Annotated in this window: 11 protein-coding genes and 1 tRNA gene; 11 read left to right on the top strand and 1 reads right to left on the bottom strand. The window is 59.1% G+C overall.

Annotated features, from left to right (window positions below; genetic code table 11):
* Window positions 1-222: 222 nt before the first annotated feature.
* Complete coding sequence (locus tag PY254_RS14860; protein WP_281012811.1) at window positions 223-783, bottom strand: GspH/FimT family pseudopilin; 561 nt, start codon at window positions 781-783, stop codon at window positions 223-225.
* 153 nt (window positions 784-936) lie between these two features.
* On the opposite strand from PY254_RS14860, the gene uvrB reads away from it, so the two are divergent.
* The 11 genes from uvrB to PY254_RS14805 all read left to right on the top strand — a co-directional run bounded on the left by uvrB (window position 937) and on the right by PY254_RS14805 (window position 15,100).
* Window positions 937-2,961: an excinuclease ABC subunit UvrB gene (gene uvrB / locus PY254_RS14855; protein ID WP_281012810.1), complete on the top strand. Its 2,025-nt coding sequence runs from the start codon at window positions 937-939 to the stop codon at window positions 2,959-2,961.
* Window positions 2,962-3,049: 88 nt separating this feature from the next.
* Window positions 3,050-3,124, top strand: a tRNA-Val gene (locus PY254_RS14850).
* A gap of 966 nt (window positions 3,125-4,090) precedes the next feature.
* On the top strand, window positions 4,091-4,609 hold the full coding sequence (gene tssB / locus PY254_RS14845) for a type VI secretion system contractile sheath small subunit (protein ID WP_281012809.1): 519 nt from the start codon (window positions 4,091-4,093) through the stop codon (window positions 4,607-4,609).
* 5 nt (window positions 4,610-4,614) lie between these two features.
* Window positions 4,615-6,108, top strand: coding sequence for a type VI secretion system contractile sheath large subunit (tssC, locus tag PY254_RS14840; protein WP_281012808.1), 1,494 nt, complete (start codon window positions 4,615-4,617; stop codon window positions 6,106-6,108).
* Window positions 6,109-6,329: 221 nt separating this feature from the next.
* A complete protein-coding gene (locus PY254_RS14835) occupies window positions 6,330-6,824 on the top strand; it encodes an Hcp family type VI secretion system effector (RefSeq protein ID WP_281012807.1) in 495 nt (164 codons plus the stop codon).
* A gap of 48 nt (window positions 6,825-6,872) precedes the next feature.
* On the top strand, window positions 6,873-7,670 hold the full coding sequence (locus PY254_RS14830; RefSeq protein WP_281012806.1) for a type VI secretion system accessory protein TagJ: 798 nt from the start codon (window positions 6,873-6,875) through the stop codon (window positions 7,668-7,670).
* Between the two features lie 17 nt (window positions 7,671-7,687).
* Entirely contained in the window at window positions 7,688-8,191 is a 504-nt protein-coding gene (gene tssE / locus PY254_RS14825; protein WP_281012805.1) for a type VI secretion system baseplate subunit TssE, read from the top strand.
* 5 nt (window positions 8,192-8,196) lie between these two features.
* Window positions 8,197-10,080, top strand: coding sequence for a type VI secretion system baseplate subunit TssF (tssF, locus tag PY254_RS14820; protein WP_281012804.1), 1,884 nt, complete (start codon window positions 8,197-8,199; stop codon window positions 10,078-10,080).
* Window positions 10,044-11,066 (top strand): type VI secretion system baseplate subunit TssG, encoded by a 1,023-nt coding sequence (gene tssG, locus PY254_RS14815; RefSeq protein ID WP_281012803.1) that lies wholly within the window; start codon window positions 10,044-10,046, stop codon window positions 11,064-11,066. The genes tssF and tssG overlap by 37 nt, the downstream gene beginning before the upstream one ends.
* A 101-nt stretch (window positions 11,067-11,167) precedes the next feature.
* Window positions 11,168-13,915 carry a type VI secretion system ATPase TssH gene (gene tssH / locus PY254_RS14810; protein WP_281012802.1) on the top strand — a complete coding sequence of 916 codons (2,748 nt, stop codon included), beginning with the start codon at window positions 11,168-11,170 and terminating at the stop codon, window positions 13,913-13,915.
* A gap of 267 nt (window positions 13,916-14,182) precedes the next feature.
* Window positions 14,183-15,100, top strand: a complete 918-nt coding sequence (locus tag PY254_RS14805; RefSeq protein WP_281012801.1) for a M35 family metalloendopeptidase — start codon at window positions 14,183-14,185, stop codon at window positions 15,098-15,100.
* The last annotated feature ends 9 nt before the right edge of the window (window positions 15,101-15,109 follow it).

The raw sequence follows: 15,109 nt of genomic DNA, 5'->3' as shown, positions 1-15,109 counted from the left end.
GATCAACTCCTTCGCTTTGCGGGTAGGGCGTGGAGGGAACGAATGCTCTTGATGAATTGCTGCTCGGGAAACGGCAAGGCTGCGACTCATCGAGGGGCCCATTCGTGCACGCCGTGGCGATAGCCGCGAGCGGGTGCCCAGAAAGCATGGGCGTCTTGCGGAAGGCACGTATTGATCGGCGTCAATCGAGCCTCATGCGGAGCTTGGGTGCGCGCATTCGCCTCAGTGCATGCTGGCGCAGCCTTGCGCCTGATTGCTGCTGGCATGTCCGCCGCGAATACGTCCGGCGTTGGACACCACGACCACCAGCGCAGCATCCGGGTGCGCGGGCTGGCAGAACAACAAGGTGATGTTGCTGCCGCCAGCGGTGCCGTCGGGACGAAAGTGCACCAGGCGTCGACCGTTGCTGCTCTGGATGATCAGCTTGCCGGGATGACCTTGTCCCACGTTCAGCGGATCGTGGTCCGGCTGGCCATCGCCATTGCTGTCATGTCCAACCAGCCAGCCGTTTTCCCATCGCGTGACGTCGCTGCAACTGCCGCCATCATGAGAGGGGCAGAATACGGAGCGTTTGCCGCTGATGATGGCGGCTTCGCGGGTGCGCTGCAGAGCGCCGATGAAGTTGCTTTGGGCAACCTGCAATTCATTGCGGCTCATGAGCCGTCGCAGCGGTGGCGTAGCAGCGCTGGTCAGTATGGCGATGATGGCGAGCACCATGATTTGCTCGATCAGGGTGAAGCCGGCATGGCGCCGCGAGAACGTCATGTTTAGGGGTGTCGTCACGGTTTCGCTCCCTGCGTGGACCGGGACCTTGATGCTAGGTCGCAGGTACGTTCGTTCCAGCAGTCCGGCAGACGCATGGTTGTCGGCCTCTGGTGACACGCGCTGTCAGCAGGGCTGATTTAAAATGGCCCACCGCGCCCACATCTGTAGTCGATGACTGATCGTTTCCAACTTGTCGCCCCGTACCAGCCTGCCGGTGACCAGCCGCAGGCAATCACCCGCCTGTCCGAGGGTTTCGAGGCAGGATTGGCCTCGCAGACCCTGCTTGGCGTCACCGGTTCGGGCAAGACCTACACCATCGCCAACGTGATCGAGCGGGTGCAGCGGCCGACCATCGTGATGGCGCCGAACAAGACGCTGGCGGCGCAGCTCTACGGTGAGTTCAGGGAATTCTTTCCGAACAATGCGGTGGAATACTTCGTCAGCTATTACGACTATTACCAGCCGGAAGCCTACGTGGTGGCGTCGGATACCTTCATCGAGAAGGATTCGTCGATCAACGAACACATCGAGCAGATGCGGCTTTCAGCGACCAAGGCGCTGCTGTCGCGGCGTGATTCGATCATCGTGGCCACCGTGTCGGCGATCTACGGACTGGGCAATCCGGAGGACTACCTGTCACTGCGGCTGATTTTGGCCACTGGCGAGCGTATCGACCAGCGCAAGCTGATCCATCAGTTGACCGAGCTGCAATACACGCGCAATGAAATGGAATTGCGTCGCGGCAGCTACCGCGTGCGCGGCGAGGTCATCGACGTGTTTCCGGCCGAGTCGGAAACCGAGGCGCTGCGGATCGAATTGTTCGATGGCGAAGTGGAGAAAATGGCGTTGTTCGATCCGCTCACCGGCGAGACCCTTCGCAAGGTGCAGCGCTACACCGTTTATCCGCGCACCCATTACGCCAGCACGCGCGAAAGCGTGCTCAATGCGATCGAGACGATCAAGGTCGAGCTGAAGGATCGCCTCGAATACCTGTATCGCGAGAACAAGCTGGTCGAGGCGCAGCGGCTGGAGCAGCGCACCCGTTTCGACCTGGAGATGATGGTTGAGGTCGGTTACTGCCAGGGTATCGAAAACTACTCGCGCCACCTGACCCGGCGCGAGCCGGGCGAGCCACCGCCCACGTTGTTTGATTACCTGCCCGCCGACGGCCTGCTGGTGGTCGACGAATCGCACGTCACCGTGCCGCAGCTGGGTGCCATGTACAAGGGCGACCGCTCGCGCAAGGAGACCCTGGTGGAGTTCGGTTTCCGCATGCCCTCGGCGATGGACAACCGACCGCTGCGTTTCGAGGAATGGGAAGCCCGTGTTCCACGCGCCATCTATGTCTCCGCCACGCCCAGGCCTTATGAGTTGGACAAGTCCGGGGACGCGGTGACCGAACTGGTGGTGCGCCCGACCGGCCTGGTTGATCCGGAGGTCGAAGTGCGGCCGGTGCGGACCCAGGTCGACGACCTGCTCAGCGAAGCGCACAAGCGCATTGCCATGGGTGACCGCATACTGGTCACCACGCTGACCAAGCGCATGGCCGAAAACCTCACCGAATACCTGTCCGAGCACGACATCAAGGTGCGCTATCTGCACTCGGACATCGAAACGGTCGAGCGCAGCGAAATCATCCGCGACCTGCGCCTGGGCGAATTTGACGTCCTCGTCGGCATCAACCTGCTGCGCGAGGGCCTGGATATGCCGGAGGTGTCGCTGGTGGCGGTGCTCGATGCGGACAAGGAAGGCTTCCTGCGTTCCACCGGTTCGCTGATCCAGACTATCGGTCGAGCGGCACGCAACGTGCGCGGCAAGGCGATCCTGTATGCCGACAACATCACCCGCTCGATGCGGGCGGCGATGGACGAAACGGCCCGGCGTCGCGAGCGGCAACTGGCCTGGAATGAAGCCAATGGCATCACCCCGAAGACCGTGGTGCGGCGCATTGCCGATATCATGGAGGGGGCCCGCAGCGAGACCGGCAATCGTCGCGGCAACAAGACCTCATCCCGCAGCCATGGTGTCGTGGCCGAGCAAGCGGCCGATTACGCCGGCCTGAGTCCGCAACAGATATCAGCCATGCTGAAGAAGCTGGAAGCTCAAATGTACAAGCATGCCCAGAATCTGGAGTTTGAAGACGCAGCCCGGCTGCGTGACCAGATCCATCAGTTGCGCGAGCAGTCATTGCGTTGAAGCAGCGAACCGGTTCGGCACGGGATATTGTGGAGCGCCGTTGGCTCCCGTATACTGCGCGGCTCGCGTAGCTGGTCTGGCGCGATACGGGCGGTTAGCTCAGCGGTAGAGCACTACCTTGACATGGTAGGGGTCACAAGTTCGATCCTTGTACCGCCCACCACCTTTCGCAGGTGGACAGAATTTGTCGGTTGATGTCCACCTAGCATTGCACAAACAAGAAGCTGCCTTAGGGGCAGCTTTTTTGTTGTCTGTTGCAGTCGGCGAGGCGGCAGATGGTTGCAGCCAGGATGCGGCCCTTGATGGCTCATGCCTACACGAATTGCCGGCATTGCGTGCTTTCGATGAGTGTCAACAGGCAGTAATTGTCGTGTTCGGCAGACTGGATCGCGGGACTCTATCGGGCGGCTCTGGTGAGCCGTGGGCATCAGCGCCAAATTCAGCTTGCAGACACGCGGTTACGGATGTACGTTATCCGGCGAACCAACAGGGTTCAGGATTCGTGTGAAGTGCAGGTTTGGGAGCGCTTCGGCGGGTTGGATTCAGGGGCTTCGTTCATTGCGCAACGGGTGATGGCGTCAGGCGTCACTGCGACGGCGACGGTTCATGGATTTGCACTACATCTGACTGCTACACCTGGCAGACCGATGGAATGGTTGGAACGCCGAAAGGGCCGTAGCCCGAAGTAGAAATGATATGGACGGGGAAGCAAGAGGCCCTGTTGAATCTGGCCACTGCATGGAACGAAAGGGGGGGGGGGCAGCGAACGCATTTGCCGAAATCGGATATATCCGATGGATTATTCAGTGCCTCCCTTGTGTGCCGGGGTGACACTCGCCATTGCAGATCGCGGCATTAAGAAATTGCTAATAACTCGAATTTAATGTTGTGCCTGCCTGATGGAAATATCTGGCGGCGCAGCATCTGCGTAGTCTGGGTTGTCCAGCCAGCACTCGCAGCATTACCCGATATAAGCAAAGGTGAGCGCGACAGATGATGGCCGCAGGGGCAGCGTGGCGCGCCGTTTCACTTACGTCGATTTACCGCGTTTCTGCGACGCGACAGATTTACGCCGCGCCGAATTGAGCACTTCGTTCGAACTGGAAGAGCATTTACCGGGAGACAAGGCATGGCCAAGCAAAGCAGTCAGAAGTTCATTGCACGCAATCGTGCGCCACGCGTGCAGATTGAATACGATGTTGAGGTTTACGGCGCCCAGAAGAAGGTGCAGGTTCCGTTCGTGATGGGCGTGATGTCGGACCTGTCCGGTGCCAACAATGCCGAACTCCCGGGCATAGAGGATCGCAAGGCACTTGAGATCGATGTCGATAATTTCGATCAGCGTCTGCAGTCGATGAAGCCGCGCGTTTCGTTCGCCGTACCGAACACATTGACGGGTGAAGGCAATCTCAATGTGGATGTCACCTTCGAAAGCATGGACGACTTCTCACCTGCGGCCGTGGCGCGCAAGGTTGGCCCGATCGCCAAGTTGCTCGAGGCACGCACCCAGTTGGCCAACCTTGGCACCTATATGGATGGCAAGGCGGGTGCCGAGAAGCTGATCGCGCAGGCCATCAACGATCCGGCATTGCTGCAATCACTGGTGTCGGCTGCAAAGCCCGGCGACGACAGCAAGGACGGGGAGTAATCACGATGGCAACCGAGAAACTGGCCGAACAGGGCGGCGCTACCGAGACCCTCGATGCGGGTGATTTTGCCGCGCTGCTCAACAAGGAATTCAAGCCGAAAAGCGATCGTGCCAAGGACGAAGTCGAGTCCGCCGTTCGTACGCTGGCCGAGCAGGTATTGAACAAGTCCGATATCGTGTCTGACGATGTCACCCAGACCATCAATGCGTACGTTGCTGAAATTGATCGCAAGATCAGCGAGCAACTCAACCATGTCATGCATCACGAGGAGTTCCAGAAGCTCGAGAGCGCGTGGCGTGGCCTGCATCACCTGGTGAACAATACCGAGACGGATCAGCAGCTGAAGATCCGCGTGATGAACATTTCCAAGAAAGAGCTGGGCAAGACCCTGAAGCGTTACAAGGGCACCGCCTGGGACCAGAGCCCGATCTTCAAGAAAATGTATGAAGAAGAGTACGGTCAGTTGGGTGGCGAGCCCTATGGCTGCCTGGTCGGCGATTACTATTTTGACCACAGCCCGCAGGATGTGGAATTGCTCGGCGGGATCGCGCAGGTCGCTGCTGCATCGCACGCGCCGTTCATTGCTGCAGCCAATTCCTCATTGATGGGCATGGACAGCTGGAACGAGCTGTCCAATCCTCGCGATCTGGCCAAAATCTTCTCGACGCCTGACTACGCCGCGTGGCGTTCGCTGCGCGAGTCGGACGATGCCAAGTACCTGGCGCTCGCCATGCCGCGTACGCTGGCTCGCCTGCCTTACGGTGCTGCCACCGATCCCGTGGAAGAGTTTGATTTCGAGGAAGACACTTCCGGGAATGATGCGTCCAAGTACACCTGGCAAAATGCAGCCTACGCGATGGCGGTGAACATCAACCGCTCCTTCAAGGAGTATGGCTGGTGCTCGCGTATTCGCGGCATCGAGTCCGGTGGTGCGGTCGAAGGCCTGCCGACGCATACCTTCCCCACCGATGATGGTGGTGTGGACATGCAGTGCCCGACTGAAATCGCCATCACTGACCGTCGTTCGGCCGAACTGGACAAGATGGGTCTGATGCCGCTGGTGCATCGCAAGAATTCGGATATGGCGGCCTTCATCAGCGCCCAGTCGCTGGCCAAGCCGGAGGAATATGACGATCCGGACGCGACGGCCAATGCGGCACTGAGCTGCCGTCTGCCCTACCTGTTTGCGGCCAGCCGTTTTGCGCATTATCTGAAATGCATCGTGCGCGACAAGATCGGCTCCTTCAGCAGTCGTGAGCAGGTGGAAAGCTGGCTCACCAACTGGGTGATGAACTACGTGGACGGTGATCCGGCCAACTCCAGCGAAGAAACCAAGGCTCGCAAGCCGCTGTCTGCCGCTGAAGTCGTGGTTGAGGAAGTGGAGGGAGCACCGGGTTACTACACCTCCAAGTTCTTCCTCAAGCCGCATTATCAGCTTGAAGGTCTGACGGTCTCGTTGCGGCTGGTGTCGCGTCTGCCGTCGGCGGCCAAAGCGTAAAACGGAACAGCGGCGCCGGTCTGGGCTGGTGCCGCCTGATTTCGTCAAAAGTGTGGTGAAGCAGGAATGCGACGGGGGACGGTCGCTTCCGGAAGGTGCTCAAGGCGGCTCATGGCCGGCGACGTCCCCATTGAAGCAGTGTGGCAACAACGGACCGACCGCTCGGAGAGCTCCTCCGGCGGCGTCATTCATCCATCAGCAGGTGATCCAGGAGAATTTCCATGGCATTCGACATGCACATCAAGTTCGGTTCGGGCAAGGTCAAGATCGAGGGCTCGTCCAAGCACAAGCACCACAAGGGTGAGGTACCGATCCTCGCTTGGTCGTGGGGCGCGAGCAACACCGGAGATCTTCACGGCGGCGCCGGCGCCAGCGGTGGCAAGGCCCACGTTCAGGATATTTCCATCACCAAGTACGTCGACAGCTGCTCCAACGCGCTGTTGGACGCGGTGTGCCGGGGTGGTCGCATCGATACAGCGTGGCTCTATGTCACCAATGCTACCGGTGAGCAGACTGATTTCATGACCATTGAAATGAGCGAAGGCATCCTGGTGACCTCGTACTCGACCGGCGGCAGCGGCGGTGAGGATCGCCTCACCGAGAACATCACCTTGCACTTCGGCAAGTTCAAGTTCTCGTTCCAGCCGCAGGATGACAAGGGTGCGAAGGACGGCGGTTCCAAGGACTTTGTGTACAACATGCAAGAAGTTGCCTGATCGCTTCGCTGCAGCGCTCTCGTTCCTCTCGTCAACCAAGGCTATTACGTGGACAACACTCCCGAAAATTTGCTCAAGGAAGGCCGGCTGAACGAGGCGCTGCAAGCTCTTACGGTGCAGGTGCGAAGCAACCCGGCGGATGCCAAACGCCGGGTTTTCATGTTCCAGTTGCTGTCATTGCTGGGGCAGTGGGAACGGGCGCAGAACCAGCTCAAGGTGGCTGGTGAACTGGACCCAGGCACGACCTTGATGGTCAGCGCCTACAACGTGGCGTTGGAAGGCGAGAAGGCCCGTGCGGAAGTGTTGAGTGGGCGGCGCGCACCGGTGGTGATCGGTGAGCCGGCTCAATGGCTTGCCTTGCTGTTGCAGGCGCTGAAGCTCAATGGTGAAGGCCATCATGCGCAGGCGTCAGTACTGCGCGAGCAGGCGTTTGAAGAGGCTGATGCGGTCAGTGGCAGCATTGACGGCGTACCTTTCGAATGGATTGCTGACGCCGACCCACGCTTTGGCCCCTGCCTTGAAATCATGACCAAGAGTGGTTACGCATGGGTCCCGTTTTCGCGAATCAGTGAACTGAAATTCGATCCGCCCAGCGATCTGCGTGACAAGGTCTGGGCGCCGGTGCAGATTACCTGGTCGAATGGCGGGCAGGCGGTTGGCTTCATACCCTGTCGCTATCCCGGCGCGGAGACTTCCGCGGACGGTGACGTTGTGTTGGCGCGCAAAACCGAGTGGACTGATTTGGGTGGAGAGTTTTTCGTTGGCGAAGGGCAGCGCATGTTTGCCACGGATGCTGCTGAATACCCGCTGCTGGATATCCGCTCCATCACTTTCAATGTTGACTGAGCGGGAGGGACAGCCAAATGGCCGAGCTGACCACTCAGGAACGATTGCAACCGTCATTGCTGGACCGGCTTACTGACAGTGAGCCTGGCAAGCAGGAAGAAAGCCGTGAAAAGCGCGTCATATCAGCCAACCGGCTGCGTGAATGCGTCACTCGGGATATTTCCTGGCTGCTCAACACAGTAAATCTTTGTGCCGAAGAAGATCTGCAGCCTTATCCAGAGGTCGCGGCATCGGTGCTCAATTTTGGTATTCCTGACCTTACCGGTTCGGCACTTTCGGGCGTTGACACCAGCGCGCTGCAGCGAAGCATTCGCGCGGCTATCGTGGCGTTTGAGCCACGGCTGACCGCCAACACACTCCAGGTGACGGTCAATACGGACAGTTTACGCATGGATCGGCAATCGCTGGTATTCAATATCGAGTCAGAGATGTGGGCGCAGCCGATACCGCTGAATCTGTATCTGAAGACTGAAGTCGATCTTGAAACGGGTACATTCCGCATTTCCGACAGTTTCGGTTGACGGCCATGGACCCGCATCTCCTTCGCTACTACAACCGTGAACTGCAACATGTCCGGGAAATGGGCGGCGAGTTCGCGCGCGAATATCCCAAGATTGCCGGGCGGCTGGGGCTCGAAGGCTTCGAATGCGCCGACCCGTATGTGGAACGGCTGCTGGAAGGTTTTGCTTTTCTTGCGGCCAGAGTTCAACTCAAGCTCGATGCACAATATCCGGTGTTTACCCAGCACTTGCTGGAAATGGTGTACCCGCATTACCTGACGCCCATCCCGTCGATGGCCGTGGTGCAGTTGCAGCCCGACATGAAGGAAAGTGCGCTACTGGCCGGCTGCAAAGTTGCGCGGCATACGTCGCTGCGCAGTCAGACGGCCAATGATGACCGCACCGCCTGCGAATACCGCACGGCGCATGACGTGACTCTGTGGCCGGTGGAATTGACCGAGGCCAAGTATTTTGAGACGCCGGCGGCGCTTGCTGCGGCGGGCGTGGTGCCACCTGCCGGCAAGACCGTGCGCGCCGGTCTGCGTCTGAAGTTCCAGGTGGCAGCCGGTGCGCAGGTAAACATGCTGGCGCTGGACAGCTTGCCCGTATTTATCGCCGGTGCAGATGAGTTGCCCAAGCGCCTTTACGAGCAAATTCTGGGTAACGCGGTGGGTTATCTGGTGCAGTCCAAGGGCAGCAGTGGTCCGATCAGCCGCCACTTCGACGCCAGCCATATTCATCGCAAGGGTTTCGCCGATGACGAGGGCTTGATTCCCTACAGTGGTCGGTCATTCAGTGGCTATCGACTGCTGCAGGAATATTTTGCTTGCCCGGCGCGCTTTCTGTTCGCTGAATTCACCCAGCTCAAATCGGTGCTTTCGCGCGCGCAGGGCAACGCCTTCGAGATTGTGGTGCTGTTCGACCGCAGCGTCGCCAGCTTGCACAACGCGGTGGATGCGAGCAACTTCAAGCTGTTCTGCACGCCAGCCATCAATCTGTTTCCGCGCCGTGCTGATCGCATCCACTTGCAGCAAGGCAAGACCGAATATCACGTACTGGCCGATCGCACGCGGCCAATGGATTTCGAGATCCACAGCATCGGCCAGGTCGAGGGCTTCGGCGACAAGCAGGAGCCCGAACAACGTTTCCTGCCATTCTATGGTTGTGATGAGCGCACCTGGCACAGCCAGCACTCGGCGTACTACGCGATTCGACGCGAACCTCGGCTGCTCTCTTCGCGGCAACGGCGGCAAGGCGCTCGTTCAAGCTACGTCGGCAACGAGATGTTCATTTCGCTGGTTGATTCCAACGACGCACCCTACTCGACGCAGTTGCGACAGATCGGCATGCAGTTGATGTGCACCAACCGTGACCTGCCACTGCAGATGCCGGTAGGGAAGTCAAAAACGGATTTCACCCTGGATACGGGCGCGCCGGTCGATGCCATTCGGTGTGTTGCCGGCCCTACCAAGCCGCGCGCGTCGGTGGCCTCCGGTGAAACTGCGTGGCGTTTGTTGAGTCATCTTCAGCTGAATTACGTGTCGCTGCTGGAAAACAATGTTGGCGAAGGCGCCGCGGCATTGCGCGAAATGCTGACTCTGTACTGCGATGAATTCGACTCCAGTGCATTACGCCAGATCGAAGGCGTAAAGGGCGTCAGTTCGCAAGCGATCGTAAGGCGTGTGCCCGTGCCCGGACCGATCACGTTCGGACGGGGGCTTGAGATCACCTTGACCTGCGACGACGGCGCTTTCGAAGGTACCGGCGCTTTCCTGCTTGGTGCAGTGATGCAGCAATTCTTTGCGCGATACGTGTCAGTCAATTCCTTTACCGAAACCGTTCTGCGTACATTGGAACGCAACGAGGTTGCTCGATGGCCAGCCACGCTGGGAACGCGCCAGACGCTGTAGCGCTTGAAAATGCGCTACGCGACAAGCCGGAGGCCTTCGACTTTCTCGAAGCTGCCCGCCTGCTTGAGTGCGCGCATCCGGACCGTCCCCTGTTGGGACGTTCGGCCAAGGCTTCAGACGACTTCGTTCGCCTATGCCAGACTCCGACCTTGGCGTTTGCGCCGCGCGCCATCGACAGGTATCAGCCCGCTTCTGCTGGCAAACCCGCACGTCTGTACGGCCTGTTTTTCGGTTTGTTTGGTCCCAATGCGCCACTGCCGCTGCATCTGACCGAGTACGCGCTTGATCGCCAGATCAATGCGAAAGATCACACCCTTAGTGCGTTCGCGGACATCTTTCATCACCGCATGATGAGTTTGTTCTATCGCAGCTGGGCCGATGCACAGCCGACTGTCCAACTGGATCGCCCCCAGGAAGATCGCTTCAAGCACTACATGGGCGCGTTCGTAGGGCTGGCCACGCCGAATCTGGATTCCCGTGACGCACTGCCGGACCAGTTCAAGCGCTTCTTTGCCGGCCGCCTACTGCAGCAGACGCGCAATGCCGAGGGACTGAAGGGGTTGCTTGAACGGTTCTTTCGCATTCCGGTGGCGGTCGTTGAGTTTGTTGCCGAGTGGATGCGCCTGCCGCCCACGGCACATCTGCGGCTGGGTGCCTCCACTGAAGTGGCTGCGCTGGGACTCACGGCAGTTACGGGTGAGTACGTATGGGGCAGTCAGCAACGTTTTCGTCTTCGACTAGGTCCTCTGAGCAGGGAACAGTTCAACAACTTCCTGCCCGGCGGTACTGCGCTTGATGAACTGGTGGCAGCTGTCAAAACCTATGTGGGTGAGGAAAAGGCCTGGGATCTTCAGCTTGTCCTGAAGCATTCCGACGTGCCGGTTACCCAGCTGGGCCGCAACGTAAGGATGGGCCTGACCACCTGGATGGGTGGACGTCAAAGCCACGCCGACGCCGATGAGGTCATTCTCAAGCCTGTCGGTTAGGTAGCTGCAGTTCAATGATCGTCATGCGTTCGGCGCATGATCCTGTATCGATTCACTCGATACGTCTGTATTGACCACAACCGCAATAAGGATTGATCACCATGGCAGAAATCAGTCGGGGCGCCCTGTTCGGGAAGCTCAACAAACTCGCCTTTCGCGGCATCGAAAGCGCCACCGTTTTCTGCAAGTTGCGTGGCAATCCGTATGTCGAACTGGTGCACTGGATTCACCAGATCCTGCAGCTGCAGGACTCCGACCTGCATCGTATCGTCAAGCAGTTCAATCTGAATCCATCCAACCTGGCGCGCGACATCACCGATGCGCTGGATCGCCTGCCGCGCGGCTCGTCGTCCATCTCCGATCTGTCGAGCAACGTCGAGGAAGCGGTTGAACGTGCATGGGTGTTCGCCACCTTGATGTTTGGCGAGGCACAGGTCCGTACCGGCTACCTGATCGTCGGCTGCATGCGCACGCGCAACTTGCGCAACGCACTCGTCAACATTTCCGCCGAGTTTGACAAGATCAAGCCGGAGGCGCTCGTCGAGAAATTTGCCGAGGTAGTTGGCGGGTCACCTGAAGACGGCTTGATGGCCAATGATGGTTTCAGGATGGGTGGCGGCTCGGCACCCGGTGAAGCCAGTGGCGCGATGTCCCCGGCGCAGATGGGCAAGCAGGAAGCGCTGGCCCAGTTCACCATCGACCTTACCGAGCAGGCGCGTAGCGGCAAGATGGACCCGATCGTCGGCCGCGACGACGAAATTCGTCAGCTGGTCGACATCCTCATGCGTCGCCGCCAGAACAACCCGATGCTGGTGGGTGAAGCGGGTGTCGGCAAAACCGCGGTGATCGAAGGCTTTGCCATGCGCATCGCCATCGGCGACGTGCCGCCACCGTTGAAAGACGTGCAGTTGCGTGTGCTTGACGTGGGTCTGTTGCAGGCTGGTGCCAGCATGAAGGGCGAGTTCGAAAATCGCCTGAAGCAGGTCATCGAGGAAGTGCAGTCCTCGACCAAGCCAATCATCCTGTTCATCGACGAAGCCCATACCTTGGTCGGTGCCGGCGGCGCGGCGGGAACCGGCGATGCAGCGAACCTGCTGAAGCCCGCACTGGCGCGCGGCAACCTGCGCACCATCGGCGCCACCACCTGGGCGGAATACAAGAAGCATATCGAGAAAGACCCCGCGCTCACCCGTCGCTTCCAGACCGTACAGATCGACGAACCCAGCGAAGAGAAAGCGATTCTCATGATGCGCGGCGTGGCCAGCGTCATGGAAAAACACCACAAAGTGCAGATTCTCGACGAAGCGCTGGAGGCGGCGGTGAAGCTGTCGCATCGCTACATTCCTGCGCGCCAGCTGCCCGACAAATCAGTCAGCCTGCTGGATACCGCTTGCGCGCGCGTTGCGATCAGTCAGCATGCCGTGCCGGCGGAGGTCGATGACACACGCAAGCGCATCCAGGCGTTGGAAACCGAGCTGGGCATCATTACCCGTGAAAAGAATGTGGGTGTGGATGTCACCACACGCGAAGCCAATGCCAGTGAAAAGCTGGCAACGCAGAAGGCGCGACTGGAAACGCTCGAAGCCAACTGGGTGATTGAAAAAGATCTGGTCGACAAGATTCTGGAGATCCGTGCCAAGTTGCGTGGTTCCAGTGCGCCGGTCGAGGGTACCGGCAGCGCATTGGAAGAGTCGGCCAGCCAGGAAGCACAGGTGAAAGAAGCCGCTCCTGCAGGTGAGGCTGCACTGGCGGGCGATGACCGCGCTGCCGCGTTGAAGCAGTTGCATGAACTGCAGGGCCAATTGGCCGAGTTGCAAGGTGAGCATCCGCTGATTCTGGCGTCGGTCGATCAGCAGGCAGTGGGCTCGGTCGTATCGGACTGGACCGGCATCCCGGTCGGCCGCATGGTCAAGAGTGAAATCGAGACCGTGATGAACCTGGCCAAGCTGATGGGCGCACGCGTCATTGGTCAGGACCACGCGATGGAGATGATCGCCAAGCGTATCCAGACCTCGCGCGCCGGCTTGGTTGACCCGAACAAGCCGATCGGCGTCTTCATGCTGGCCGGCACCTCCGGCGTCGGCAAGACCGAAACCGCACTGGCCCTGGCCGAAGCGCTCTACGGCGGTGAACAGAACATCATCACCATCAACATGAGCGAGTTCCAGGAAGCGCACACCGTTTCCACGCTCAAGGGCGCGCCTCCCGGCTATGTGGGTTACGGCGAAGGTGGTGTGCTCACCGAAGCGGTACGTCGCAAGCCGTATTCCGTGGTGTTGCTGGATGAGGTCGAGAAGGCCCATCCGGACGTCCATGAAATCTTCTTCCAGGTCTTCGACAAGGGCGTGATGGAAGACGGCGAGGGGCGTTCCATCGACTTCAAGAACACCTTGATCCTGCTCACCACCAACGCCGGCACCGAGATGATCGCCAGTCTGTGCAAAGACCCGGAGCTGATGCCCGATCACGAAGGCATGGCCAAGGCATTGCGCGAACCGCTGCTGAAAATCTTCCCGCCAGCTCTGCTGGGTCGATTAGTGACGATTCCGTATTACCCGCTCAGCCCCGAGATGCTGGGCAAGATCGTCGCGCTGCAGATCAACCGCATCAAGAAGCGCGTCGAGGCTCGCTACAAGATACCGTTTGAATACAGCGAGGACGTGGTGAAGCTGGTAGTCGAACGTTGTACCGAGACCGAGTCGGGCGGACGCATGATCGACGCGATTCTGACCAACTCCATGTTGCCGGATATCTCGCGTGCGTTCCTGACCAAGATGATTGCTGGGGAGGAGGTGGCGAAGGTGCAGGTGGGGGTGACGGATGGGGAGTTTTCGTACGGGTTTGGGTGAGTCTTGATTGCAAAGGAGGGGAAGCTTGATTCGCGGTGCTTTGCTTATTCCTTGGACGTAGATAGACGTCACTTGCGGGTTTCTGACGCGGAGGATGAAAGTCAAAGAAACCGAAGTGGCGTTACGGAGTGGGTGTGCGTGTTATTCCGAATTGTAGCCGTCTTGGCGCAGCCCAGATGCCTTGGAAAAACGCCGCGGTGGAATGGTCTTGCGCACACTCATCAATAGCAACCGGTGTCTGCAGTTTTTATGACATAGAGGTCAATCATGGATATCAGTATCAAGAAGCCCACGACTGCGCTGCGCGAAGCCGAAGTCCGTGTGCGAAACCTTGTCGGCATGCACGTGCCGGCGGACCCACGACGCGGCTACACCGACCGCATGGAGGCATTGTCGGGATCGCTACTGGTGGGCTACAAGGAAGGTCATCGACCGAGCTCCCCAAATCGCGCGATGCTGGTCGCCGGGGCGAACCGGGCCCAGCAAATCATCCGTAAGGCAAACGACCAGTTCGCTGGCATCTGCTTCCTGCGCAAGAAAGAATCGCAGCTGATGCAGGACATTTTGGCGACGCATTTCAAACTTATTGCAGGCGACGATGGCGGCGGCACGCTGGACAGCAACGTCGTGAACCAGAGACTTCGTCTGAAGAAGATTTTACAGACTGACCGACGCACCGTGATCGAGAAAATCCGCAGAGCAATGCTGTCGATCAGTTTTCACCTGAATACCGGTATCTACCTGATTGATATCGATGCAGATCATCGGGATATCAAAAGTGGCAAGGGCGTCGATCCTGCCAATGCCGATCATGGGACGTTGGGTTATGTCTCGGCAGAAAAGACGAGCCTCGACCCGATGACTTGGCGCGCCGCAAGCTTTCGCTGGTCCAGCGGCATCACCTGTGGATTCCGGCATGGCGAGATCCATGTCCCGCTGGGTCGGGCCACCGAGTTCACCGACATCAGCCTGGCGCAACTGATCATTCACGAGGCCACTCACAAATACCTCAACACCGATGATGAGGCTTATGCGAATGACCCCGATTACCTGAACCTCGATCTGACTGAGTCGCTGAATAACGCTGACAGTTACGCTTGGGCCGCTGTGTCGCTTTACTGTAAGGCGGTTAAGGCAGCCACGCCGGCCTTGGCCGCGGCCGACGATTTCCAGTGCACCAAGTAGCATCTGATA

Source organism: Rhodanobacter sp. AS-Z3, from assembly GCF_029224025.1.
Taxonomy (GTDB): domain Bacteria; phylum Pseudomonadota; class Gammaproteobacteria; order Xanthomonadales; family Rhodanobacteraceae; genus Rhodanobacter.
This window is presented reverse-complemented; position numbering and strand designations above follow the sequence as displayed.